Raw genomic sequence first — 24,456 nt, 5'->3', positions numbered from 1 at the left:
TTAAACTGTTAACAAAATGAACTTCAGATATAAATATATTTTTTCCGCCATGCTGGCCGCTTTGGTGCTCGGGAGTACCAGCTCCTGCGATGACAGCTTTCTCGACAAAGAACCGCTGCATGCTATATCCGGTGATAGTTTCTGGGAAACCCAGGCGGATGTGGATATGGCGCTGGCGGGTGTTTACCGCAGATTACAAAGTTCCATTTTCGGATTCCGAAAACCGTATCTGGACACGTACTCGGACAATGCCCTGGACAGGCATAGTTACTTCAATTTTAATAACGCGACCATCGGTGTCATCAACCCATCCAACATCAATACATCGCTGTACAACGAACCTTATGCCGGGATTGCGGCCTGTAATTATTTTTTAGAAAATGTAGGGGCCGTAGCCGCCGTACCTCAGGCCACAAAAGACCTTTACATAGCGGAAGTGCATTTTTTACGGGCTTTGTTCTATTTTGAGCTTGTTCAGTTCTTTGGGGATGTGATCCTCTATAAGGTCGCGCCCAAAACTGCCGAGGATGCTAAAATTGCCAAAAGCCCCAAAGCCGATGTTCTGGCTTTCGTGATTGAGGATCTGGACGACGCCATAGCAAAATTACCTGCCACTGCGTATGCGGGACATGCAGTGAAGGCAAGTGCACAAATGTTGAAGGCCCGGGTTAGGCTTTATCAGCAAAACTGGGCCGACGCCGTTGCATTGACGAGTGATATTATAGGCACTAATACTTTCTCCATATTCCAGGGTGGCTATTCCAATCTGTTTCTCCAGCCGACCCAGCAAGGGAATCCAGAGATCATTTTTTCAACCAAATACCTCGCGCCGAATAATCCGCAGGGTGGCGAAGGTATGCTCGTCGAAATTGGCTGGTATGGGGGTATTCAGCCATACAAAGGTCTTGTGGATGAATATGAAATGACTAACGGGAAAATGATCACCGATCCGGCATCGGGCTACGACGCTGCCAATCCGTACGCAAAAAGAGATCCGAGACTAAAAATGACCGTGCTTGTGCCGGGAGATCCATACATCAATCCGGACGGATCTACATTCGTAACCACGGATCCGGTTCTGACGGGCTTTATACAAAAGAAATACATGGACACTTCCAAGCTCCCCTGGGACCGGTCGAAAATTACTGTTACGGACATGAATGTGGTACATATGCGCTATGCGGAAGTTTTGCTGGCTTATGCGGAGGCTAAAAATGAGGTGTCAGGGCCGGACGCGAGCATTTACGACGCATTGAACAAGATCCGGGCCAGAACCGGTGTAAACCTGCCGGCAGTTGACCAAACGTTATACAATACCAAAGAAAAATTGCGGGACTTCATCCGGCACGAGCGGCGCATTGAATTGGCCATGGAGGGACATCGCTATTTTGATCTGAAACGTTGGGGGATCATGGCGGCAAAATTATCGGCTGTTAAAAACCCGGCCGGTGTAACATTGTCCTTTGGAGAACAAAATAATGTATTGCCGTTCCCACAGACTGAGATCGACCGGAACAAAAACCTGGTGCAGAATACAGGCTATTGACAGAGACGAATCAGACACATTTTCCCGGGCCGGTAACACAGCGGTCCGGGAAAATTCATTACCGCTTTCTCGGTTTCAATTTGTTATTAAAATTAATTTCCTGAACCTGATATGATCAGCCGATTTCTCAACACTTTTTTCTCTGGCCGGATTGGGCTGATAAACGCCATTTTGCTCGTTCCGGTGCTGCTGACCGCCCAGCCAAAACCGACGCATAATCTTCATTTTGAAAAACTGGCAAAAAGCTGGGATGAAGGTTTGCCACTCGGCAATGGGACAGTCGGCGCGCTTGTCTGGGAAAAGGAAGGGAAGCTTCGGCTTTCGCTTGACCGTGCCGATGTTTGGGATATGCGTCCGATGGCCGGTCTTCATCGCGAGGAATTCAGCTTCAAATGGGTGCAGGAGCAAGTTCGAAAAAAGGACTATAAACCCGTTCAGCAATACCTGGACGCCCCCTACGATAGGGAGCCGGCCCCTTCAAAGATCCCTGCGGGTGCATTGGAATTTCGTATGCCGGAAGGCGTAACTGTAAAAAAGGCCGACTTGGAACTTGCCGACGCTACTGCGGTGGTGGCGTGGTCGAACGGAATGATCCTGAAAACTTTCGTCCACGCTACCAGACCGGTCGGCTGGTTCCGGTTTGAGGGTGTGGGAAGTGATTTTGCGCCTGACCTGATCGCGCCGCAATACGAGGGGAAGGTCGATCCGGGTGCAAAGCCCAATCCGGTAGGAGGGGAAGACCTGGCAAGATTGGGGTACAAACAAGGGACAATCAGGAGGGCCGCTCATAGCATTACGTATAACCAGCAGGGTTGGGGAGGATTCAGGTATGAAATCACCGTGCGCTGGAAAATGGTGGGCAAAGGTATCGTAGAAGGCGTGTGGAGTGTGTCTTCGCATTATCCCAAAGCGGCCGCGCAGCCAGCCGCTGCAAATGTAACGCAGGTGGCATTGAAGGAAAGTTACGATGCGGCCCATGCCGGTCATTCGGCCTGGTGGACCAAATTCTGGGCGCAGTCGACCATTCAGGTTCCCGATCCGCTGATTGAGAAGCAATGGTACCTCGAACAATATAAATTTGGGTCAGCAGCCCGTCGTGGCGCTCCGCCGATCTCTTTGCAGGCGGTATGGACCGCGGATAACGGGCGCATTCCACCGTGGAAGGGAGATTATCACCACGACCTGAACACCCAGCTCAGCTATTGGCCTGCTTACAGTGGCAACCACCTGGAAGAGGCACTGGGTTATCTGGATCATCTTGACGAAAATAAGAACAATTACCTGCGGTATACACAAGACTATTTCGGAGTGGGCGGACTGGCAGTGCCGGGTGTGACCACTTTGGATGGAACGGAAATGGGAGGGTGGATCCAGTATTCGCTTTCCCCCACGGTATCGGGCTGGCTGGCGCAGCATTACTATCTGCAATGGCGCTACGGCATGGACAGGAAGTTTTTGAAAGACAGAGCGTATCCCTGGTTCAAACAAGTGTGTACGTTTTTTGAAAACATCACCATAAAAAACGAAAATGGACAGCGCCAACTGCCGATCAGTTCGAGCCCTGAAATCCACAATAACAGCCTGGAAGCCTGGTTTCACCAAACGACAAATTACGACCTGGCATTAATCAAATTCGCATTTAAAGCCGGTGCGGAACTGGCGATTGCGATGGGGGATCATGCACAGGCGGATCAGTGGCAGGCAATCCTCAAAGAATTTCCGGACTACGCGAAAACAACCGAACACGAGCTCATGTTTGCACCCGGGCATCCCTACAACGAATCGCACAGGCATTTTTCGAATGTTATGGCTATTCATCCTTTGGGGCTTATCAAATGGGAAGATGGCGATGAGGCGCAGCAAACGATCAGGAATACTTTGGCTATGCTGGACAAAATCGGCCCCGATTACTGGTGTGGTTATTCCTATTCCTGGCTCGCCAACCTGAAAGCACGCGCCAAAGACGGTGCAGGTGCCCGGGATGCACTTTCCATTTTTGCCAAAGCATTTTGTCTGCCAAATAGTTTCCATGCGAACGGCGATCAGACCAAGTCCGGGCTTTCAAAATTTACGTACCGACCTTTCACTCTGGAAGGAAACTTTGCCTTTGCGTCCGGTTTGCAGGAAATGCTGCTGCAGAGTTATGCAGGGTTTATCCAGATCATGCCGGCATTGCCCGCTGACTGGCAGGATGCCGCATTCCAAAACCTTCGGGCAGAGGGAGCGGTACTGGTAAGTGCAAAAAAGAAAGGAGGGAAAATCGTTACCATCAGTCTGGATGCTGAGAAGGCCGGGCAAATTTCACTGGAACTGGCTTCGGAAAGTTATGATATAGCATTGTCAAAAGGGACAAGGAAACTCAGTGACGATGGCAAGTTTGTGAAGTTCATCTTTCCTGCTGGCGGATCGGCTTTAATTAGTCTGAGGCAATAATTTCGAAGGACTTGCCGGAACCTGCTTGGGTGGGAAGGCCAGATCGTGTGCTTAGCAACCGGCAAATTACCCAAGAATGGGAAAAGCGAGTATTTTGATTGTGCTTCATAAACGATCAATCCGCTTGCCAGCCTCTTCCTGCAAATACCGTGTGTAAATGGCTGCCCCTTTGCGGTTCAAATGATGTGCGTCAAACAGGTTCTCGGACTTGAAAAGCACGTCGAGCAAAGAATGCTCCGGTAAAGGGATCAGGTTTTCATCCGGCAGAAAAGGTATGACCTGTGACAGAATCTGATATTCCGCCCTGGTAATGTTATTAGGACAGTAGAAAATGACTTTCCTGCCAACCTTCCGGGCGCGCGCAATCAGTTTGTTGAGTTGGGAAACGTAAAATGTATTTCGCGTTGCCGGCGGGTGCGTGGCCAGCATTTGCTCGGTCGAGCTCTTGTTCGCTATGATCCGGTCGCTTGTCTTTAAAAGGGCCGATGTAACGGATTGGTGACCGTTATCCAGCAGTGTGGCGTTGCCTTCAATAGGATCGATGTTGGGGTTAAGTGCTTTTTTTGCCGACAAAATCTGCGGAGCGATGGATACCATTTGGAACAGCGTCGTATTGAGGCCGTCCAGGAAACTGCCGGCTTTGGTATGAAAGTCGATATTTGGACAATCGGCCATTACATTTGCCCGAAAAACGGCATCCTGAATAACCTGTCGTGGCTGCAATGCCACGGTGCTGTAATCCAGCGCGCTCAGTTCCATGTAAATGGTTTTTACCTCCGGGCTCCCGGATAATATATCATCCGCGATTTGAGTGGAACTGTAAGGCGAAAGGCTAAATATTCCAAAATTGTAACTGCGTGTTTTTTGCTGGTTCACCGAATCAAAAACTGCCGGGTCGATCCCGTAGAGGGTACGGCTGGTGCCGATGAAAACCACATTCGGGTTGAATGCGCTGCAAAGTTTTTTCCGCGCAGCAGTGTCGCGGCGTGGGTCCGTGTAGTATTGCGCGACGATCAGCACCGTGGTCATTTTGAAGGCAATGATCAGCAGCAGCCACTTTGTAATTTTAATGATCATGATGCTGGCATTAGCTAACGATTGGTCAGAACTGGATGTAGTAAAAATTGGCTACCGCGGGCCTTCCAAATATCAAAACTAGCTGGACAAGCAGCAGCATGGATAATGCCCGGTGCCACGCGCCCTTTTTTAACATATAGGAAGCGATATCCTCTTTCTCACCCATTTTATAGTTGAAAAAATCCATGACGAGGAACAATGCGATCGTCAGGAGAAAACTGGATGTCAGCAAAGATCCCATGCCGGAAGTAAATCCGAACATGCTGCTGTATAACCGTATCCCGCTGCTCAATTCCGCGGCGCGAAACCATCCCATGATCAGGGTGCCGGTGAGAAGCCTTACTATCACGCGCCACACATAATGTACTTGGGAGCCGGTAGAAAGCCCGATGCCAGCGTAAAATTGCTGCCAGAAATTTTTGGTCCGCATTTCGAAATTGATGTAGGCCCATTGCAGCGAACCCCAGATCACAAACGACCAGCTCGGCCCATGCCAGAGCCCGGTAATGATGAAGGTCAGTAACCGGTTGAATTCGAGACGTTTTTGGTTTGTGACGCCTTTGCTGATGTTGAAAAAAACGTAGTCGCGGAACCAGGATGTGACCGTGATGTTCCAGGTGCTCCATGATTCTGTTCGCGACGGGCTAAAATAGTACCGGTTGGAAAAGTTCTTGCTGAGCCTGATCCCAAACAATCTCGCTGAGCCGGTAGCAATGTCGGTGTAGCCCGAAAAATCGCAATAAAGCTGGATCGAAAACAGCAGAATGGCCAACGTAACGGAAACGCCCGTGTACGATTCCGGGCTGTCGAAAACGGGGCCGGTAATGTCGGCAAGCCTGGCTGCCAGGACGATTTTCTTAAATAACCCCCAGACAATGAAGTAAATGCCTGCTTTGATGTTTTCCTGGTGATAGGGTTTCGGGCCCCGGAGCTGGGGAACAAGCTGGCGCGTACGTTCCAATGGCCCTGCGAGCAGCGTAGGAAAAAATCCCAGATAGAGCATCAGGTAACCCAGGTGGTTTTCGGGTTTGATATACCGGCGATACACGTCGTAAAGGTATCCGATGATCAGAAATGTGTAGTAGGAAATGCCGATAGGAGCGATCCAGTTGAGCGCCACCAGCGACATAGAATTATGGATAGGGACCAGGTATTTGAAAAACAAAAGCGGCAACAGGCAAAGCACGATCGAGAGCGATAATAAAGCTTTTCGATGCCTTTTGGGATAATCCTGATTGCTTAATGCTTTGCCGGATACATAGCAGATGAGGACAAGCACCACCCAAACAACCATATATTTTCCACTCCAGCTGAGATTGAACAAAATGCTGGTGACCAGTAGGAAAACCCACTTTTTAGCTTCCGGGACCTTGTAATAAGCTGCAACGGTGAGTGATAATAAAACTAAATATGTGAAATCCGTGAATTTGACCATGCACCTTTATCTTAAAAGGACAGGTAAACTCTTGTAACCTCGGAAAAAGATCTTGGAATCCCATTGAGGGGCTTTTGTGGGATGCAAGCGGATATCGGGGAAGGCAGTTATGAAACGGGGAAGGAATTTTTGTAATTCGAACCTTGATAGCCGGGCGCCGAGGCAATGATGCATGCCAAAGCCGAAACCGATATGAGGATTGGGCTTGCGGGTTGGGATAAAAGTATCCGGATTTTGAAACACAGCAGGGTCCCTGTTTGCGGAGGCCAGGCCCAGCAGTGCCGTTTGGCCCTTTCTGAGTTTCAAGCCTTCAAATTCCATGTGGTTTGCGACCTGCCGGGGTATCCAGTTCACGGGGCTGACGTAACGGATCAGTTCTTCTACGGCGATGGCACATTCATTATGCGCATGCCAATTGATCACCCTGTCGCGGTTTTCGATTAGCGCCGCAATGCTTTTGGTAAGCAGCAGGGTGGTGGTTTCCGTCGCAGCATTGACAAGAAATTCCCAGGTGCCGATCAATTGCGGGGCTCTGGGGCTTCCCATGATCTCCCTCATTTCGAGTAAAAGGCTGTTGGTAGCTTCGTTTTCGTGCCGGGTAAACGTGTCGGAAATGTAGCTGTGAAAACTTCGCGACATGGAAGCGCATTCCAGTAACTCTGTGACCGACAACGTTTTTTCGAAAATAAATGTAATAACGTAGGAAAACTTCTGAATGAAATCATAATCTGATTTTTCCAGATTGATGATCTTGCTGATGATCAGGAAACTAAACTGCCGCGCCATTTCTACCAGGTCTGTCTCCTCCTGTCCGTCCAATCCGGCGATGATCTCATGGATCGCATCGAGCGTAATTTGCTCATAATCGGCCTGGTAAAATTTCTGGTTCACAAAACGGCGGTGTTCCGCGTGTCTTTCACCATTCATAAACAGCAGCCAGTACCTGAGACTTTCGCCGAATTCCAGCAGACCAGGGTCATTATTCGACAGGGCAGATACGATTTTGAATCTTTCGGTGAAATCAAAGTTTTTAAAGTTCTCCGAATCGGACAAGATCTTTTTCACGTTTGAATAATCCATCGCCACCAGATCGCCGAACATATTGAAATGAAGGGGATCGGACTTGCGTACGTCCGCGATCAGCTCGGAGTAATTTTGGTTGACGTCGGTTTTAGATGACCAGATCGACGTTGCAGACATGAGGGGAGTTTGCATGATTGAGACGGGAATGGCCTTGTTATACTTCCTGGTTTTCAGCAATCCACTGGCTGGTAGCGGCGATGGTACGCATTTCCCAAAAAATCGAGGCACTTAATTCCATTCCGATGTATTCTTCCAATTCCGTTGTGATGTTGACAAGAATGAGTGAGTCTAGTCGAAAATTGACGATATCAGCATCGAGGGCCACTTCGGAAGGATCTATTCCGGCGTGTTTCGAGATGTTCACGGCGATCCAGTCGGAGATTTCAATAAAGGTCTTGGGCATGAAGGCGTTGGGTAGGGGTACAGATAATAATTCGGTAATGTACTATCAAAGTTTGTTCAAAAAAAGCCGGGGAGCGGATAATATAACTTTGAAGCGAATGAATGTTAGTATCCGGTAAAAGCCGGGCGCGCCTGCAATCTCAATGATCCTGCCTGAATTACTCCTCAATTATCAAAATTCCCTGCTGTTTCAACTTTTTCAGCCCGTCTTTCATTGCTTCGACCTGCTCTGATGAATGTCTTTGCCATACAGTAACCTCACCAATAACCTTGAATGGGTTCTCGGAACGATAAGACATTGTAGGATTACCCGGGAATTTTTTATCGGTTACGTTAGGGTCATCTTCAAGCGGGCCTGTTGCTTCCACGAGATATATTCTTTCGCGTCCCTCACCCAAAGCAAGCTCAGCGCCCCAGATAGCTGCATTCAGGGTGGCGGAGAGATAAATGTGTTTTAACTTCCTGTCTATAAAATTTGAGTTAAAGCCGGTTTCTATGAAATCCCCAATTCTAAGATCCGCTTTCGTTCCATGAAAGTAGGTCTGGGAAAAAGCATCCTGAATAGGCGATTTGGCTTCGTTCATTGTGTCCATTGCTTGATTGTTTTAAGGTTTATTGGTTAAAGCGCAGATCGCCAGACGCGGCATACTGGGAACTTTCCAAGCCTGGCTTACTGATTTCTTGATTGCTTATAAATATCTTGACAGATAAATATCTTGACAGATAAATATCTTAGCGACAAAGATAAATAAGATGCGTGGATGTGTCCCAACATTCGAAGTTTTATTTGCTCATGCTTTGAAAATTAAACAGAATGACTTGTATAAGGCTTTTTCGGTCATGGACGAAGTGAAACAACGGGTGCAACTGGAAGCTGTTGTTATCGGTTTTTCATTGACAGTCATGCTGATGATGCTTTTGTTTTTGCTCGGCCTGTGTGATGTATGGAGCCTCGACTTCTTTGGTTATGGGAATATCGTGGGCTTTTGCTGGGCCTTTTATTTTATTGGTTGGTTTGTCTCGAAAAGAAAGTACGGGGTATGAAAAACACTATTAAGGTCGAACGCGCTAAGAAAGACTGGACACAAGCCGACCTTGCAAAACACATCGGGATATCACGACAGGGTTTAAATTCTATTGAAACCGGAAAATTTATACCGTCCACCGTACTTGCCTTACGGATGGCCAAAGTTTTTAATACTACCGTCGAAGTTTTGTTTCAATTGGATGAGGCAGAGGAGTGATTAGCGCCTTGGCGGAGCACTGTCGTTGGTCTGCGGAAATATGCTGTCTGTCGTCGGAAATTGGCACATTCGAGGCGAAATGATAAACTTGCCGATGCTTTCAGAGGCATTCGCCGCGCATCCCGTTCGTTCGTATTTCAATCCAATTTTATAAGCCATGAAAACCGTGCACGAACGCGCGCTCACCGCTATTTTGTGGGTAGTACTTCTTTTTTTGAATGCTTGTTCCAAAAACGATCGACCCGCTCCCGACCCGCAGCCTGAGCCGGATGAAACCGTGTCGAAACCCGGTCATCTGATCCGGGAAATCTATTGGGAGACTTTCAACTACAAAGCCGCCGTAAGCTACCGCGCCGACAGCAGCGTCGATAACATCCGTTATTCGGGTTCCAGCGGCCAAACCGAACTTAAAACACATGAATATGAAGGTAAAATGCTTTCAGGGATCAATCTGGCAAGCTCCCTTTCGAAAAAGATCTATGAATACGACGACAATGGTCGGCTCAGAACCGTCCGGCAGGTGAAGAAGAATCCAGGGCCGTACGACAATGCGCAAGAGTTGGTTTTCCTGTACGACGACCACGGGATCGTCCAAAAGCTGGAACGGTATCAGATCACACCCGCTGGCACGCGGATGACCATCGTGCATCACTACGAATATGACCAAGCTGGCGAACTCACGCGCATCCGTACGGAGCAGTCGGATGGTTACCAGACCATAACGAGTCTCAAAGGCTATTCCGCGGGATTCGACTATGATCCCTGGCTGTTCGTAGAAGACTTCGGAAGCCCGGATTATGCTGTTTATAATTTCCCAATACTCCACGCATTAAAGGGCCGCCTGCCGCTGCAAATTACCTACGACGTGCTCGAAAAAGACGGCAGTTTCAAAACCGAGCGGATTACGACGCAGCAGTTTCAGGTGGAGGATAAAAAGATACAAAAGCTGAAAATTGCCGTGCGCTATCCCAAATTTCCGGAGGCTGGCAACGACTCGGAGATCAGCTTCAAGTACTGACGCCGGAGCACTGTCCATACAGCACGAGCGTGTCTGGGTCTGACAAATCAAAAGAAGTACATGATGATCAGTAAGTGAGCCAGGATGTCACCTTTTATTACTATAAATCGACAACTTGTACCCATTTAGATCAGTTTGGTCATGCGATGCACATTTCTACTGATTATCATGCTATTGTCGCGTCTCGTGAATGCGCAAAAAGATACATTTATCATCCAGCGTAAGCTGGAAAACGCGAAATCCAATAAAATCTTCCTTTACATCGCCGATATCATCACCGGAACTACCCGGGTCGATTCGGCGGCAATAGAAGGAGGCATTTTTACATTGAATGGCAATGCTCCAACAGCCTTAAAGGCCATCAAAGATTCATTGCATACCGCCACAGTGCATGCGGGAAAACTGAATACCGACTTTGTAGCATTGAAAACAATCACTGATGTGATTGCAAACCTCAATCGGAAGCTCTCGGAAATATTAGGCCTTTAATAAACACTCCCCACTATGCCAGAAAACACGCCCCAACCGGAAGATTTACAAGCATCCTTTATCCGCGCTGCCATCTGGCATGGTTCGCTGGATGAAGCCAATGCGATGCTGGAACTGCATCCGGGATTGGCGGATATGAGCATTTTTACAGCCGCGATATTGGGAAATGTTGGGTTAGTGGAGCATTTTCTGGCCGCCGATCCCGCGAATGGCACGAATACGGCTGCACCCTATGGCGGGAATGCTTTAGTTTATTTGTGTATGTCGAAGTATCTCAGGCTGGAAAAGGAACGGGGTGAAGACTTTCTGAAAGCTGCACGGCTGTTTCTGGACGCAGGGGTCGACCCAAACTCGGGCTTCTGGACCACAGGTAACTTTCCGGAATTTGAAACAGCATTATACGGAGCGGCGGGCATTGCGCACCATGAGGCAATGACCAGGCTGCTGCTGGCATTTGGCGCAGATCCCAACGATGAAGAGGCCGTTTACCATTCGCCCGAAACGGATGAAAATGGTGCTATGAGAGCATTGGTCGAAACCGGGAGGGTTACACCCATCAACTTGGCGCTCATGCTGATCCGCAAGCATGACTTCCATGATTATTACGGTGCTAAATGGCTGCTCGAACAAGGCGCTGACCCAAATGCGGTCTGGCACAATACATCGCCATTTCACCACGCATTGGCGCGGGTGAACCACATCGCGTTTATCAAACTGCTGCTCGACCACGGTGCAAACCCGGAAATATCGGTCGAAGGGCTGACGGCCGCCGCAAAAGCAGCCCGACAGGGGCGGGCGGATGTACTCAGCGAGTTGCAAAAACGCAATATCCCCTACACATTAAAAGGGCTGGACAAACTCATCCAGGCCTGTGCTTTTGGCGACGCCCCGGAAGCACAATCCATTGCGAACGGTGCACCTTATCTGCTAAAAAACCTGCTGGCGATGGGTGGTGAACTACTAGCTGGATTTGCTTCCTGCGGCAATGCGGAAGGTGTGCGCATGCTGCTCGATCTCGGCGTGAAGGTCGACGAGCCTTTTGCGGCCGGCGACGGTTATTGGGATATCCCCAAAGGCAGCCTGGCGATCCATATAGCGGCATGGCTCGCGTATCCTGACGTCATTCAGTTGCTCATCCTGCGCGGCTCACCTATCGATACGCCCGACGCAAACGGCCGCACGCCCATGGACCTGGCCGTGCGAGCCTGCATAGATTCCTACTGGATGGACAGACGCACCCCGAAATCGGTGGAGATACTGCTCAAAGCCGGTGCGAAAGCGGACGGTATCTCGCTTCCAACCGGATATGCGCCTGTCGACGAACTGCTGGGCTTATCCGGTGATCGATAGTAAGTAGTGTCAATTTACTTAGGTATGTTTGAGATGCTCATGGTATGCTGCCATATGACGAATAATGCACGCTGTAAAGTGCTAAATAAGAATATTTTATTTTTATTTGAAGGATAATTGTAAACTTTTCATGAAAGTTGGTTCAATATTTGTACGTACGTAATTAGTTGCTATTTTTGAACTGTATTACTTACGTAAACAAATCAACGATCATCATGAAAAGACTTTTCCTAAATGCAGGTTTGCTGGTGATGCTTTGTCAGGGCATCGCGCTGGCCGACGGCGGCCCGGATGCGAGAGATCGGAAGGCTGCCCGGAAAGTGCGTGTGCTGCGTGAGCTTCCCGGCTACCTGGCGCCGAAGGATTCGGTGCTGACGGCGGAGGACGACTTCAAACCGTCCATCCATGTAGGTGCGATCGTGCATATGTTCGCTTCCGCGGAGCAATCGGGCTTTGGCGGGAATGTGACTGACAAGGCGAATGATTGGAACAAAGGGTTTTCGCTTTACAGGGCGAGGGTTTTGGTGGGCGGACAGCTTTCCAAAAAGGGAAGCTTTTTTATGGAAACAGATCTTCCGTCGCCCATTGGCATCCAATTGGGAGACAGCACTAAAAATGTCAAAGTGGCACCGATCCTGCTCGATTGCCAATACGAATATGCCTTTTCAAATGCATTCCAGCTCATTGCGGGTATGCAGCTCGTTTCGGGTAACCGGAACGGCCTGCAAGGTGCGGCAGGGTTGATGGCCAACGATTTTACGTATTTTCAATATCCCTACAATCTTTTCGCTAACAGCCCTTTGCAAGGTAACTTCGGTCGTGACCTGGGCGTGAATGCACGCGGGTTTTTGTTGAAAGATAAACTGGAATACCGGGTTGGGGTGTTCACCGGAAGAAACCTGGACGGCCAGGCGCCATTACGTATAGTGAGCCGCGTTGCTTACAATTTCCTGGATCCCGAAAAAGATTATTACTATGCCGGTACCAAGCTCGGAACAGGCAATACCATCGCCTGGGGTGCGGGTTTCGACACGCAGGGTTCCTATTACAATGTCGGTACGGACCTTTTCATTGATAAAAAGGCTGGTGAAGCGGGCTCTGTGACCCTCAATGCCGCGTTTCAATATATGACAGGTGGGACCAATGTCAATTCGAAATACACCTTTGCACGCCAGATTCCGAAGCAAACCGTTCAATTCCTCGAACTCGGTTACTATTTCAAAAAGTCACGCATCCAGCCGTGGGTGCGGTACGAAAACCAGAATATCTCTGCCAGCAAAGAACAGGTGGGCTCGGAGCTGATCGATGATTTTGACAGGGCTAAATCGAGCAGCGTTTATGGCGGCGGGTTAAACTACTTTTTTAACGGAAGCGCCACCAATCTTCGTCTTTCGTACGTGGCGCGCAAGCACAACGTGGCCGACGCAGGTGGCGCATACAGCTCGAAGACCTACGGCCAGGTTTGGTTACAAGTTCAGTTCTTTCTATTTTGATCCCTTCCGGCGCGGTCCGGAGTGTTTCTGTTGATCTTAATTTTCACTCATATCACTATTAAAATTTACCGATGAAAACATTCAAAATGTCTTACCAGGTAGTATGGATGGTTGTGCTGGTGCTTGCACTGGCGGCTTGCGGCGGCTCTGGTTCCGGGGGAAATGAAGGGGGCAAAAAGGAGACCGTGAAGGTCGGCATCCTACATTCGCTGAGCGGAACAATGGCGATTTCAGAAGTTTCGCTGAAAGATGTCGTACAAATGGCGATCGACGAAATCAATGCAAAAGGTGGCGTGCTGGGCAAGCAGATCGAGCCCGTCATTGTCGACCCGGCATCCGACTGGGACCTTTTTGCTGAGAAATCGAAAGAATTATTGTTGGACAAAAAGGTAGCCGCCGTTTTCGGTTGCTGGACGTCCGTTTCCCGCAAGTCGGTACTACCTGTTTTTGAGGAAAACAATGGCTTACTTTTCTATCCAGTTCAGTATGAAGGCGAAGAATGCTCCACCAGCGTGATCTACACGGGTGCCACGCCTAATCAGCAGCTGATCCCTGCCGCCGAATATATGATGAGTGAAGACGGTGGCGGTTATAAGAAGTTTTACCTGCTAGGTACCGACTACGTTTTTCCAAGAACAGCCAACAAAATCCTGAAAGCGTTTTTGCTTTCGAAAGGCGTTCCCAAAGAGAATATCGTGGAAGAGTACACGCCGTTTCACCATCAGGATTACCAGACGATCGTATCCAAAGTGAAGCAATTCGCGGCGGGCGGCAAGGCTTGCGTGCTGTCGACGATCAATGGCGATTCGAACGTACCATTCTATAAAGAATTTGCCAATCAGGGACTTTCCGCTGCTACCTGCCCGATCATGGCATTCTCCGTAGCGGAAGACGAACTGCGCGCCACGGACACCGAGTTTCTGGTGGGCCACCTTGCGGCGTGGAATTACTTCCAGTCCAAAGAATCGGCTGAGAACAAGAAGTTTGTCGAGGATTTCCGTGCATTCTGCAAGAAAAACAACCTCCCGGGCGGCGACAAAAGGGTAACCGACGATCCGATCTGCTGGGCTTACACGGGCGTGTACCTGTGGGCGAAGGCAGCCGAAAAAGCAGGGTCGTTCGAAGTTTCCAAAGTGCGCCCAGCATTGTACGGCCTGGAATTCGATTCGCCGGACGGGTTGGTGAAAATGGATACCAAAAACCACCATCTGGCCAAGCCGGTGATGATCGGCGAGATCAAGCCCGACGGACAATTCGACATTATATGGCAATCAACAGGCCTGGTGAATCCTGAACCCTGGTCCAAACTGACTTCCCCCGACAAAGACTGCGATCACGTGGCGCACGGAGGAACGTACACGGTAGCAAGCAAATAGGCATCCGTCTCAACGCGGCCATTGCGGCCGCATTTAACATCCCTGGTTATGAACTGCATTCAAAAGGTGTGGCTGGTGATCCTTTTGGCCATAGGAATAAGCCGCGGGGCGATTGCACAGCAGGCGGACAGCATTTCCATTCACATGGCGGCTGTCCTGAACCCGCCAAACGACTCAGCCCGGGGTCAGGCGCTCCGGTATCTGGCAGCGAAAAAGGACCCTGCGACCTTCCCGCTGCTCGCGGCGATCAATGACAAGAAGCTTTACATGCTGGGGGGCAAACCCGTAACCACGGGTGAGGCGGAGACCTCCGGCGAAAAAGAGGTTTTTACGGTCTTTTACCTCTATCCGCAGAACCAGCAGGCAGCCACGAAGCTGTCGGCCGATCAACTGCAAAAAGTAGAGATCAGCCGATCCGAAAGACTTTTACTCAACGTTGTTTTGCCGTATCTGAACCTGACCAGCCCTGATCCCCAAAAACGGACCATGGCGTACGGCCAGCTCGTAAACGCGCCGGATCCGGATAGGATCGCATTGCTCGAAAAAGCCTTGCGGCAGGAAACGGACCCCGGTGCGCAGACGGCAGGGAGGGAGGTGCTTTTTCAAATGAAACTGGATGAAACCCTTTCCGAACCCGAGGCAAGGGCTTATATCGATAGCCTGGATGATAACTGGGGTGAAAACGTAGGGTTGATCCTGAAAAATTATGAGGAAAAAGGCAATGTGGTATCCGCAAGGGCATATGCTGCCGAAAAAGTGGAGGACCTCGAAAGCCTGCAAAGTCGTATTGAGAAGGCGCAAAACCTGTTTAGCGGGATTAGCCTGGGAAGCATACTGATCCTCATTGCACTCGGCTTAGCGATTGTGTACGGGCTGGCGGGGATCATTAATATGGCGCATGGCGAATTTCTGATGATCGGGGCTTATACGACCTTTTGTATGCAATCGCTTTTCATCGACACGCTGGGGGTGAAGTCCGACCTATACTTTTGGGTATCGTTACCAGCGTCATTTGTGGTGGCGGGGGTGTTCGGGTTGGTGTTGGAGAGGCTGGTGATCAGGCATTTGTACGCCAGGCCGCTGGAAAGTCTGCTTGCAACCTGGGGTGTAAGCCTCATCATGGTACAAACCGCCAGAAGTATTTTCGGAGACCTCACCGCCGTGAAAGCGCCCGCATTCCTGGCGGGTGGCTGGCAGCTGATGCCGCATTTGGTATTACCATTTAACCGGTTGTTTATCATTGGATTAACGATAGTGGTCGTCTCGCTCACCTACCTGATGCTCTACCGGAGCCGTCTGGGTATCCGCATCCGCGCAGTCACCCAGAACCGCACCATGAGCGCCTGCCTGGGTGTTGAGACGCGCCGTGTGGATGCCATCACATTCTTTTTAGGGTCGGGCCTGGCTGGCCTGGCCGGCTGTGCGATGACGCTGATCGGTAATGTGGTGCCCGATATGGGCCAAACCTACATCGTCGATTCGTTCCTGGTGGTGGTGACGGGCGGCGTCGGGAAGATCGCCGGGGCCATTGTTTCCGGACTGGGAATCGGCTTTTTGACCAAAGTCCTGGAATCGTTCTACGAAGCCGTTTATGGAAAAGTGCTTATTCTGGCGCTGATCGTGATCTTCCTGCAATTCAAACCCCGCGGGCTCTTTCCCGACAAGGGGCGGGTTGCCGAGGATTGACCGGACAGGTATTGTCAATTTTTGAAGGGAAACCAATGTTATCTCACATCGATTATGGGAAATAAAAAGGATTTCGGGTTGTATGCATGCTGCATGGCATTGTTCCTGATCATTTTGCCGCTGGGAAATGTGCTGGGTTTCGTATCCGGCAACACCATCTCGCTCTGGGGCCGATACTTCTGCTTTGCCATCGTGGCGCTGGGCGTTGACCTCATCTGGGGTTATACGGGCATTCTCTCTATGTGCCAGGCTTTTTTCTTCTGTCTCGGTGGATACAGCGTAGCCATGCATATTGTGCTCAAAGGCGCAACGGCTTCTGGTGCCAACGGCATCCCCATGCCCGATTTCATGGCCTGGAACCAGGTGGAAACACTGCCGTTTTTCTGGGTGCCATTCCAGTCCTTCGGCCTCGCGGTCGTGCTGGGGCTGCTTATTCCGGCTGCATTCGCATTGGTCTTCGGCTATTTTATTTTCCGAAGTCGTATCCGCGGCGTCTATATGGCTATTATCACCCAGGCGCTGGCATTGGCGATGTGGCTCATTTTCCTCCGCAACGAAACCATGCTCGGAGGCACCAACGGCCTCACTGATTTTAAAACACTGCTCGGGCTCAGCCTTTCCGTGCCGGGTGTGAAACTGGGCCTCTACCTGCTTTCGTTGCTGACGCTGGGCGTAGCGCTCTGGCTGAGCACGAAACTCGTCGGTTCCAAGTTTGGCAAAGTACTGCAAGCCATCCGCGACAGCGAATCGAGAACAAGTTACACGGCCTATCGCGTCATGCATTACAAACTGGCCATATTCATCGTAGCCGCATTGCTCGCCGCCATTGCCGGAATGCTCTACGCGCCCCAGACGGGCATTATCACACCCGGAAGAATGGATGTAAGGGCTTCGGTGGAAATGGTGATGTGGGTGGCGATAGGCGGCAGGGGAAAATTAAAAGGGGCCATTTTAGGTTCGCTGATCGTCAATTTCCTGTACAGCATTTGCACCAGCCTTTTTCCCGACTCCTGGCTGTTTATTCTGGGTTTCCTGTTCATAACCACAGTACTGTATTTTGATAAGGGATTGTTGGGAATGCTTGAAACGGTGATTGCCAAACTCGGAGGAAAGCGTAAGCCAAAAGCCCAGCCTGCCGGGCAGGAAGTAGTGCAGTCGTAACCCTGCATTGCTGGTTATCTGTTATTTCAAATCACAAAACTGCCATGATCATGCTATTGACAGTGAAGAACTTATCCGTCTCTTTTGGGGGCGTCCATGCGCTGAATTTGAGCCATTTCAATTTGCTCGACCGTGAACTCAGGGTCATTATCGGTCCCAATGGTGCAGGTAAATCGACGTTCCTGGATATTCTGTGCGGCAAAACCAAAGCGGATGCGGGCGAAGTGCATTTCGACGGCCATTCGGTATTGGGCAAAAGCGAAGTGCGGATCGCCGACATGGGCATTGGCCGCAAATTCCAGAAACCTTCGGTATTTCCCAGCCTCACGGTTTACGATAATATGCTGCTTGCATTTAAGATGAATAAAGGGATTTTCGCTTCGCTTTTCTTCAAGCCCAGCGAAGAGATCGACGGACGCATTCACGAGGTGGCATTAAAAGTAGGTTTGCAAAAATGTCTGGGAAAAATTGCGGGAGAGCTTTCGCATGGTCAGAAACAATGGCTGGAAATTGCCATTGTGGTTTTGCAGGATCCGAAACTGATGCTGATCGACGAGCCGGCGGCGGGAATGTCGGACGAAGAAACGGAAAAAACCGGTGAGTTGCTCCTGCAACTTGCCCGGCAGCACGCCATCATCGTGATCGAGCACGACATGAAATTTGTAGAGCAGATCGCGCAGGACCTCGTGACGGTGCTCGTACGCGGGAAGCTGCTCATGGAAGGTACTTTCGAAGACGTACGTAATGACCAGCGGGTGATAGACAGCTACCTGGGCCGGGCCAATGTTCAACTTGAAAATTTCTGAGAAATGGGAACACCGATCTTGAAAGTCAGTTCGCTGACATCCGCCTACGGACAAAGCACGATCCTCTGGGGCACGTCGCTGGAAGTGAAAAAGGGGACAGTTACTACGGTTATGGGCCGCAACGGGGTGGGCAAGACCACCTTGCTGAAAACGATCATGGGCATTGTACCGCCGAAAGACGGGACCATCGAATACAATGGAGAATCGGTTACGAAGCTGCCGGCATTCAAAAAATCGAGAATGGGCATTGCCTACGTGCCGCAGGGGAGGGAAATTATTCCAAAGCTGACAGTATATGAGAACCTCAAACTCGGCCTGGAAGCGGTATCCGACCGAAAAGCAAAGATTCCGGAAGACGAGATTTATACCTTGTTCCCGATCCTGAAAGATTTCCGCAACCGCTTGGGCGGCAACCTCAGCGGTGGTCAGCAGCAGCAGCTCGCCATTGCACGCGCACTCACGGGAAGGCCATCACTACTGTTGCTCGACGAACCTACCGAAGGCATTCAACCGTCCATTTCGCAGGAGATCGGGCAGATTTTGAAGACGTTGGCGCGGGAAAGGGGCATTTCGGTATTGCTGGTGGAACAAAAGATCGACTTTGCCAGCCCGGTAACAGATTATTACTATTTCATGAGCCGGGGCGCGGTGGTTTCAGAGGGTAGCGCGGAGGAAATGAGCATGGAAGAGCTGCAAAACCATATTTCGCTTTAAGTTTTACAGGTGCATATAACGCATATGCTCATGTACCTACGTATCTTTACGCGTAGGTACATGAGTTTTTCCAGTTTCAGCCCATGCTAAAAAAACAAGTTGTCGAGGACGAAACCCAGGAACGGAAGACATTTCTGTACTTCACCTGGCTATATGTGTCGGCATTGCTCATTGTGGCGGTGATCTCGATCCTCAGCCAGATCCTGATCCAGCGTTATCTTACCGCCCAGCGCGACGATTCCCACATTATCAACTACGCCGGGCGCTTACGTACTTACAGCCAGACGCTCAGCAAGACCGCATTACTCATCGAGTCGGGGAGGGATGTGGAATCCAATCGGAAGGAATTTGTCAACACCCTGAAACAATGGCAGAAGGCGCACGTGTCACTCATCAGCGGCAATTCCTTTTTAAATCTTCCCCCCAATAACCGCAAGGAAATAGCCATGATGTACGACATGGTGAAAGATCCTTACCAGGAAATACTGGCCGCGTCCAATAAGATGGTGGATGCGATGGATAAGCACAACGCCGGGGATTCGCTCAATATCGAACCTTACGTGAAAAAGATACTCGAATACGAGAAGTCGTACCTGCTGGGCATGGAACTGATCGTGTTTGACTATGACCGTTTCTGGCGGCAGAAGGTACGTACGTTGAAAGAGATTGAGTACATTCTGCTCGGCGTAGTGCTGTTTACCCTGCTCCTGGAAGCGGCGCTGATATTCTTCCCGCTTTCGATCCGCATCCGGCAGACCATGACCGGGCTCATCGACTCCGAAAACCGTTCCAAGCAACTCGCGAAGCAATTACAGGAAAGCAGCATATCCATTGAAAAATCCCATAAGGAGCTCCGCGAGACGAATTATGCATTGGAAAAAGCGACTTACCTGGTCAAGACAGACGAGGATGGGAAGATCATTTACGCCAACGACAAATACTGCCACGTGACCAAATACAGCGGCTCCGAGCTGCGAGACCGGCCGCTTTTTTATAACAACCAGGGCGGAAATGAGAGCATTATCTACCACCACATCCGCGACCCACGGCGGAGAACGGAAGTATGGCAGGGGGAAGTGTACGACACCGCTTCCGACGGTTCGGGTTTCTGGCTGGACGTGACAATGATGCCCATTATCAATAATCAGGGCGAGCTGTATCAATACCTGGTCGTTTGTAATGATATTACCAAACGCAAAAACACCGAAAAGGAGCTCTGGTTGCTGACAGACGAGAAAATGCGGCGGCAGGAAACCGAGCAGCACATCCGGTCGCTGTCGATCATCACCGGGCAGGAAAAGGAACGGGAGCGCGTGGCGGCCGAAATCCACGACGGGATCGGGCAAATGCTGACCAGTCTGCGTATGAAACTCGAACAGGTGGATGACCGGATGGAGCACAAAGACCCGGAAATCCACCGCGTCAACGAGCTGCTGGCAGCGATTATATTTGAAACCAAACGCATTTGTGCGGATTTGTTACCAAGTGTGCTCGAAGATTTTGGACTGCGTTCGGCGATCCGGGAACTGGTCAAAATGTGCCGGGAAGCGTCGGACCAGGTTACTTTTCATTTAGAAGAGAATATGAAGGCCGAAGCATTGCCGCGCGAGCTGGAAGTGGGGGTTTTCAGGATCTTGCAGGAGTCACTGAACAATGTCATCAAGCATTCGGGTGCCACGATGGTCGAAATCCACGTGGATAGCGACAGCGAGTTCCTGAATATGATCATTCAAGATAATGGAAAAGGATTTTATTTTGATAACCAATATATTTATTCGCGGGAAAAGTTTCCAAAGGCACACGGCTTGCGGGGGATGAAAGAACGTGCCGATCTGCTCAGAGGCACCCTGAATATCAGCTCGGAACCCGGAAAGGGTACTACCGTTCAGCTTGAACTTCCTTTGCGGAAACACGCGTAAACCAACCTGTCACAACCGACAAACGACCCGATCACATGAAAAAAATTGCTGTCTTTTTAGTCGACGACCATGAAATATTCAGACACGGTCTCAAACAGCTCATTAACAACGAACCGGATATGGAAGTGTCCGGCGAAGCTTCTTCGGGCGAAGAGGCGATCGCATCACTTGCGCACATTCCCGCGGACGTGATCATCATGGACATCCGCATGCAGGGTATCAGCGGGCTGGATACCGGTAAATCGGTCATTAAGGCTAATTCCAATGCGAAACTGCTCTTTTTTAGTCTTTTCGATAATCCTGATTATGTGAGCACGGCGCTCGATATGGGCGCGAGCGGCTACATTTTGAAAGATACCAGCAATAAGATTTTTCTGCACGCGATCCGCTCGGTGCATGGCGGGCATTTCTACTTTATAGGCGACGTGACCGATACGGTGGTTCGGAAATACCACGAGCGGCGTAATGCTACGGGTGAGGCTCCGGCTGCTGCAGGTGCACCCGAAATCGCGCTCTCGAAACGAGAGCAGCAGATTATCCGCATGATCCATCAAGGCGTGAGCAACAAGGATATCGCCGAAACGCTCGGTATCAGCATCCGCACCATTGAAGCGCACCGATTGAATATTCTTCGCAAGTTCCAGGTCAGCACGATCGAGGAAGCGATGGAAAATGCACGGGCGGCTTCATTATTGGTTTAAAAAATACGGTAAAAACTTGCAGCGCTTGGAATAGGTACTTATATTTACGTACGTAATACTACCTAGGTAATTCTGAGCGCTATGCATTTATCTCCCAGAGAACAGGAAAAACTCATGCTGTTTCTGGCCGGCGAGCTGGCTGAAAAGAGAAGAGCCCGTGGGCTGAAACTGAACTACCCCGAGTCGATAGCGCTGATCAGCAGCCGGTTGCAGGAAGCCGCACGCGATGGACAGTCGGTAGCGCAGCTGATGCAGTTTGGCGCTACAATTCTCGCCCGGGAGGATGTTATGGAAGGCATTCCTGAAATGATCCACGATATCCAGATCGAAGCCACATTTCCGGACGGCACCAAGCTGGTGACAGTCCACAATCCGATACGTTAAAAAGCCACAACATGGTACCAGGTGAATACTTTCTGGCGGAAGGCGACATTGTAGCCAATACCGGCCGCCGCACCGAACAGCTCACAGTCGTCAATACGGGAGACAGGCCGGTTCAGGTAGGATCGCACTTTCATTTTTTTGAGGTCAACAAACAGCTGGCATTCGAGCGCGTGAAGGCATACGGAATGCGCCTGAACATTCCAGCAGGCACAGCAGTCCGTTTCGAGCCGGGGGAGGAGAAAGACGTATGGCTGGTAGCGTTAGCGGGGAGCGGCCGTGTTTTTGGGTTTAATAACCTGGTCGACGGCCCGCTGGAAGAGGGCAGGGATGCGGCGCTGACCGAAGCATTAAAAAGGGATTTCAAAAACGAACTGCCATGAGCCTTGTCATTAACCGGATCAAATATGCCAATATGTACGGCCCTACCACGGGCGACCGGGTGCGCCTGGGCGATACCGACCTGATCATCGAGATCGAGCGTGACCTTTCTGTGGGCGGGCCGGAAGGCTATGGGGAGGAATCGAAATTTGGCGGAGGCAAAACGATCCGCGACGGTATGGCGCAGTCGGGCACGGCGGTGCGCGACGATGGCGTGCTGGATATGGTCATTACCAGCGTGATGATCATCGACCACTGGGGCATTGTAAAGGCCGATATCGGTATCCGCGACGGGCACATTGTGGCCGTCGGCAAGGCGGGCAATCCCGACACCACCGATGGCATTACGCCCGGCATGATCATCGGCGCGGCTACCGAAGTACACGGCGGCGCAGGGCTGATCGCCACGGCGGGGGGTATCGATACGCACATTCACTTTATTTGTCCCCAGCAGATAGACCACGCATTGTTCAGCGGAATTACCACCATGATCGGGGGTGGCACCGGGCCGGCCGACGGCACCAATGCAACTACCGTTACGCCTGGTGCATGGAATATCCGTAAAATGCTGGAAGCTGCGGAAGCCTTCCCAATGAACCTCGGATTTACCGGCAAAGGAAATTGCACCGCCGAAGCGCCGCTTGAAGAGCAGGTAAGGGCAGGGGCGATTGGTTTAAAGATCCATGAAGACTGGGGTGCTACCCCGGCGGTGATCCACGCATCGCTCCGGGTGGCCGATCGCCTGGATATTCAGGTGGCCATACACACCGATACATTGAACGAAGCCGGTTTTCTGGAAAGTACCATGGAAGCTATTGGCGGGCGCGTGATCCATACCTATCACACAGAAGGGGCCGGGGGCGGGCATGCGCCCGATATTATCAAAGCGGCCATGTATCCCAATATCCTTCCGTCGTCCACCAACCCGACACGGCCTTTTACCGTCAACACCATCGACGAGCACCTGGATATGCTGATGGTTTGCCACCATCTGGACAAATCGGTACCCGAGGATGTTGCATTCGCCGACTCGCGCATCCGTCCCGAGACGATCGCTGCCGAGGATATCCTGCACGACATGGGCGTTTTCAGTATGATGAGCTCCGATTCGCAGGCAATGGGCCGGGTAGCAGAGGTGATCACGCGGACGTGGCAGACGGCCGACAAGATGAAAAAGCAACGTGGTTTTCTGCCCGAGGATAGCCAGGCTGGAAACGACAACTTCCGGGCCAAACGCTATGTGGCCAAATACACGATCAACCCGGCCATCACCCACGGCATATCCGAATATGTAGGTTCCATCGAGCCGGGCAAACTGGCCGATCTGGTGTTATGGAAACCTGCGCTTTTCGGAGCGAAACCGGAAATGATCATCAAGGGCGGTATGATCATCGGCAGCAGAATGGGCGACCCAAATGCATCCATTCCCACGCCGCAGCCTGTCATATACCGGCATATGTTCGGGGCTTATGGTAAAGCGCTGACGGGTACTTGTATCAGTTTTGTTTCCCAATGCTCGCTGGATGAAGGCATTGTGCAGCAATATGGGCTCGAAAAACTGCTTCGGCCTGTCCGGAATTGTCGCAGCATCTCCAAAAAAGACCTGATCCATAACGATGCGACCCCGCAGATCGACGTGAACCCGGAGAACTATGAAGTGAAGGTGGACGGTGTGCATATTACCTGCGAGCCGGTTTCAGTAGTGCCATTAGCCCAGCGCTATTTTCTTTTTTGATAAAAATATCCGATTGAATATCAACG

Annotated in this window: 22 protein-coding genes and 1 pseudogene; 18 read left to right on the top strand and 5 right to left on the bottom strand. The window is 50.6% G+C overall.

Annotated features, from left to right (window positions below; translation table 11 throughout):
- Nucleotides 1-16: 16 nt before the first annotated feature.
- Both LZD49_RS26920 and LZD49_RS26915 read left to right on the top strand, forming a co-directional pair.
- Complete coding sequence (locus tag LZD49_RS26920; RefSeq protein WP_234670860.1) at nucleotides 17-1,546, top strand: RagB/SusD family nutrient uptake outer membrane protein; 1,530 nt, start codon at nucleotides 17-19, stop codon at nucleotides 1,544-1,546.
- A 111-nt stretch (nucleotides 1,547-1,657) separates the two neighbouring features.
- Entirely contained in the window at nucleotides 1,658-3,979 is a 2,322-nt protein-coding gene (locus LZD49_RS26915) for a glycosyl hydrolase family 95 catalytic domain-containing protein (protein ID WP_234670858.1), read from the top strand.
- Between the two features lie 105 nt (nucleotides 3,980-4,084).
- On the opposite strand, the gene LZD49_RS26910 is transcribed toward LZD49_RS26915, so the two are convergent.
- From LZD49_RS26910 to arr, 5 genes are all read right to left on the bottom strand, one after another.
- Nucleotides 4,085-5,056, bottom strand: a complete 972-nt coding sequence (locus LZD49_RS26910; protein WP_234670855.1) for a hypothetical protein — start codon at nucleotides 5,054-5,056, stop codon at nucleotides 4,085-4,087.
- A 25-nt stretch (nucleotides 5,057-5,081) separates the two neighbouring features.
- Nucleotides 5,082-6,491 carry an MBOAT family protein gene (locus LZD49_RS26905; RefSeq protein ID WP_234670854.1) on the bottom strand — a complete coding sequence of 470 codons (1,410 nt, stop codon included), beginning with the start codon at nucleotides 6,489-6,491 and terminating at the stop codon, nucleotides 5,082-5,084.
- 6 nt (nucleotides 6,492-6,497) lie between these two features.
- Complete coding sequence (locus LZD49_RS26900) at nucleotides 6,498-7,706, bottom strand: cytochrome P450 (RefSeq protein WP_234670852.1); 1,209 nt, start codon at nucleotides 7,704-7,706, stop codon at nucleotides 6,498-6,500.
- 22 nt (nucleotides 7,707-7,728) lie between these two features.
- The gene (locus tag LZD49_RS26895) at nucleotides 7,729-7,977 is read right to left on the bottom strand and encodes an acyl carrier protein (RefSeq protein ID WP_234670851.1); all 249 of its coding nucleotides are present in this window, start codon (nucleotides 7,975-7,977) and stop codon (nucleotides 7,729-7,731) included.
- A gap of 157 nt (nucleotides 7,978-8,134) precedes the next feature.
- Nucleotides 8,135-8,569, bottom strand: coding sequence for an NAD(+)--rifampin ADP-ribosyltransferase (gene arr / locus LZD49_RS26890; RefSeq protein ID WP_234670850.1), 435 nt, complete (start codon nucleotides 8,567-8,569; stop codon nucleotides 8,135-8,137).
- Between the two features lie 247 nt (nucleotides 8,570-8,816).
- On the opposite strand from arr, the gene LZD49_RS26885 reads away from it, so the two are divergent.
- The 16 genes and pseudogenes from LZD49_RS26885 (at nucleotide 8,817) to ureC (ending at nucleotide 24,430) form a co-directional block, all read left to right on the top strand.
- Complete coding sequence (locus LZD49_RS26885) at nucleotides 8,817-9,020, top strand: hypothetical protein (RefSeq protein ID WP_234670849.1); 204 nt, start codon at nucleotides 8,817-8,819, stop codon at nucleotides 9,018-9,020.
- Nucleotides 9,017-9,220 (top strand): helix-turn-helix transcriptional regulator, encoded by a 204-nt coding sequence (locus tag LZD49_RS26880; protein WP_234670848.1) that lies wholly within the window; start codon nucleotides 9,017-9,019, stop codon nucleotides 9,218-9,220. The genes LZD49_RS26885 and LZD49_RS26880 overlap by 4 nt, the downstream gene beginning before the upstream one ends.
- A 157-nt stretch (nucleotides 9,221-9,377) precedes the next feature.
- Entirely contained in the window at nucleotides 9,378-10,238 is an 861-nt protein-coding gene (locus LZD49_RS26875) for a hypothetical protein (protein ID WP_234670847.1), read from the top strand.
- Between the two features lie 141 nt (nucleotides 10,239-10,379).
- Nucleotides 10,380-10,727, top strand: coding sequence for a DUF4369 domain-containing protein (locus LZD49_RS26870; protein WP_234670846.1), 348 nt, complete (start codon nucleotides 10,380-10,382; stop codon nucleotides 10,725-10,727).
- Between the two features lie 15 nt (nucleotides 10,728-10,742).
- Nucleotides 10,743-12,077 (top strand): ankyrin repeat domain-containing protein, encoded by a 1,335-nt coding sequence (locus tag LZD49_RS26865; protein ID WP_234670845.1) that lies wholly within the window; start codon nucleotides 10,743-10,745, stop codon nucleotides 12,075-12,077.
- A gap of 215 nt (nucleotides 12,078-12,292) precedes the next feature.
- Entirely contained in the window at nucleotides 12,293-13,570 is a 1,278-nt protein-coding gene (locus tag LZD49_RS26860) for a hypothetical protein (protein ID WP_234670844.1), read from the top strand.
- A 71-nt stretch (nucleotides 13,571-13,641) separates the two neighbouring features.
- Nucleotides 13,642-14,946 (top strand): urea ABC transporter substrate-binding protein, encoded by a 1,305-nt coding sequence (gene urtA, locus LZD49_RS26855; protein ID WP_234670842.1) that lies wholly within the window; start codon nucleotides 13,642-13,644, stop codon nucleotides 14,944-14,946.
- Between the two features lie 48 nt (nucleotides 14,947-14,994).
- Entirely contained in the window at nucleotides 14,995-16,632 is a 1,638-nt protein-coding gene (gene urtB, locus LZD49_RS26850) for an urea ABC transporter permease subunit UrtB (RefSeq protein WP_234670839.1), read from the top strand.
- Nucleotides 16,633-16,686: 54 nt separating this feature from the next.
- Nucleotides 16,687-17,793 (top strand): urea ABC transporter permease subunit UrtC, encoded by a 1,107-nt coding sequence (gene urtC / locus LZD49_RS26845; protein ID WP_234670838.1) that lies wholly within the window; start codon nucleotides 16,687-16,689, stop codon nucleotides 17,791-17,793.
- A gap of 50 nt (nucleotides 17,794-17,843) precedes the next feature.
- On the top strand, nucleotides 17,844-18,599 hold the full coding sequence (gene urtD, locus LZD49_RS26840; RefSeq protein WP_234670836.1) for an urea ABC transporter ATP-binding protein UrtD: 756 nt from the start codon (nucleotides 17,844-17,846) through the stop codon (nucleotides 18,597-18,599).
- Nucleotides 18,600-18,602: 3 nt separating this feature from the next.
- Nucleotides 18,603-19,313, top strand: a complete 711-nt coding sequence (urtE, locus tag LZD49_RS26835) for an urea ABC transporter ATP-binding subunit UrtE (RefSeq protein ID WP_234670834.1) — start codon at nucleotides 18,603-18,605, stop codon at nucleotides 19,311-19,313.
- Between the two features lie 83 nt (nucleotides 19,314-19,396).
- Nucleotides 19,397-21,232 (top strand): PAS domain-containing protein, encoded by a 1,836-nt coding sequence (locus LZD49_RS26830; RefSeq protein ID WP_234670833.1) that lies wholly within the window; start codon nucleotides 19,397-19,399, stop codon nucleotides 21,230-21,232.
- Between the two features lie 35 nt (nucleotides 21,233-21,267).
- Entirely contained in the window at nucleotides 21,268-21,933 is a 666-nt protein-coding gene (locus LZD49_RS26825) for a response regulator transcription factor (protein ID WP_234670832.1), read from the top strand.
- A gap of 81 nt (nucleotides 21,934-22,014) precedes the next feature.
- A complete protein-coding gene (ureA, locus tag LZD49_RS26820; protein WP_234670831.1) occupies nucleotides 22,015-22,317 on the top strand; it encodes an urease subunit gamma in 303 nt (100 codons plus the stop codon).
- A gap of 11 nt (nucleotides 22,318-22,328) precedes the next feature.
- Nucleotides 22,329-22,634: pseudogene (gene ureB, locus LZD49_RS26815) on the top strand (urease subunit beta); the annotation flags it as partial.
- Nucleotides 22,635-22,693: 59 nt separating this feature from the next.
- Nucleotides 22,694-24,430 (top strand): urease subunit alpha, encoded by a 1,737-nt coding sequence (gene ureC / locus LZD49_RS26810; RefSeq protein WP_234670829.1) that lies wholly within the window; start codon nucleotides 22,694-22,696, stop codon nucleotides 24,428-24,430.
- Nucleotides 24,431-24,456 lie beyond the last annotated feature (26 nt).

The organism is Dyadobacter sp. CY261 (assembly GCF_021440085.1).
Classification (GTDB): Bacteria; Bacteroidota; Bacteroidia; order Cytophagales; family Spirosomataceae; genus Dyadobacter.
This window is presented reverse-complemented; position numbering and strand designations above follow the sequence as displayed.

Coding starts and splice junctions, on each gene's coding strand:
- LZD49_RS26920 (WP_234670860.1), top strand. CDS start 17: ATGAACTTCAGATATAAATATATTTTTTCCGCCATGCTGGCCGCTTTG.
- LZD49_RS26915 (WP_234670858.1), top strand. CDS start 1,658: ATGATCAGCCGATTTCTCAACACTTTTTTCTCTGGCCGGATTGGGCTG.
- LZD49_RS26910 (WP_234670855.1), bottom strand. CDS start 5,056: ATGATCATTAAAATTACAAAGTGGCTGCTGCTGATCATTGCCTTCAAA.
- LZD49_RS26905 (WP_234670854.1), bottom strand. CDS start 6,491: ATGGTCAAATTCACGGATTTCACATATTTAGTTTTATTATCACTCACC.
- LZD49_RS26900 (WP_234670852.1), bottom strand. CDS start 7,706: ATGCAAACTCCCCTCATGTCTGCAACGTCGATCTGGTCATCTAAAACC.
- LZD49_RS26895 (WP_234670851.1), bottom strand. CDS start 7,977: ATGCCCAAGACCTTTATTGAAATCTCCGACTGGATCGCCGTGAACATC.
- arr (WP_234670850.1), bottom strand. CDS start 8,569: ATGGACACAATGAACGAAGCCAAATCGCCTATTCAGGATGCTTTTTCC.
- LZD49_RS26885 (WP_234670849.1), top strand. CDS start 8,817: ATGGACGAAGTGAAACAACGGGTGCAACTGGAAGCTGTTGTTATCGGT.
- LZD49_RS26880 (WP_234670848.1), top strand. CDS start 9,017: ATGAAAAACACTATTAAGGTCGAACGCGCTAAGAAAGACTGGACACAA.
- LZD49_RS26875 (WP_234670847.1), top strand. CDS start 9,378: ATGAAAACCGTGCACGAACGCGCGCTCACCGCTATTTTGTGGGTAGTA.
- LZD49_RS26870 (WP_234670846.1), top strand. CDS start 10,380: ATGCGATGCACATTTCTACTGATTATCATGCTATTGTCGCGTCTCGTG.
- LZD49_RS26865 (WP_234670845.1), top strand. CDS start 10,743: ATGCCAGAAAACACGCCCCAACCGGAAGATTTACAAGCATCCTTTATC.
- LZD49_RS26860 (WP_234670844.1), top strand. CDS start 12,293: ATGAAAAGACTTTTCCTAAATGCAGGTTTGCTGGTGATGCTTTGTCAG.
- urtA (WP_234670842.1), top strand. CDS start 13,642: ATGAAAACATTCAAAATGTCTTACCAGGTAGTATGGATGGTTGTGCTG.
- urtB (WP_234670839.1), top strand. CDS start 14,995: ATGAACTGCATTCAAAAGGTGTGGCTGGTGATCCTTTTGGCCATAGGA.
- urtC (WP_234670838.1), top strand. CDS start 16,687: ATGGGAAATAAAAAGGATTTCGGGTTGTATGCATGCTGCATGGCATTG.
- urtD (WP_234670836.1), top strand. CDS start 17,844: ATGCTATTGACAGTGAAGAACTTATCCGTCTCTTTTGGGGGCGTCCAT.
- urtE (WP_234670834.1), top strand. CDS start 18,603: ATGGGAACACCGATCTTGAAAGTCAGTTCGCTGACATCCGCCTACGGA.
- LZD49_RS26830 (WP_234670833.1), top strand. CDS start 19,397: ATGCTAAAAAAACAAGTTGTCGAGGACGAAACCCAGGAACGGAAGACA.
- LZD49_RS26825 (WP_234670832.1), top strand. CDS start 21,268: ATGAAAAAAATTGCTGTCTTTTTAGTCGACGACCATGAAATATTCAGA.
- ureA (WP_234670831.1), top strand. CDS start 22,015: ATGCATTTATCTCCCAGAGAACAGGAAAAACTCATGCTGTTTCTGGCC.
- ureC (WP_234670829.1), top strand. CDS start 22,694: ATGAGCCTTGTCATTAACCGGATCAAATATGCCAATATGTACGGCCCT.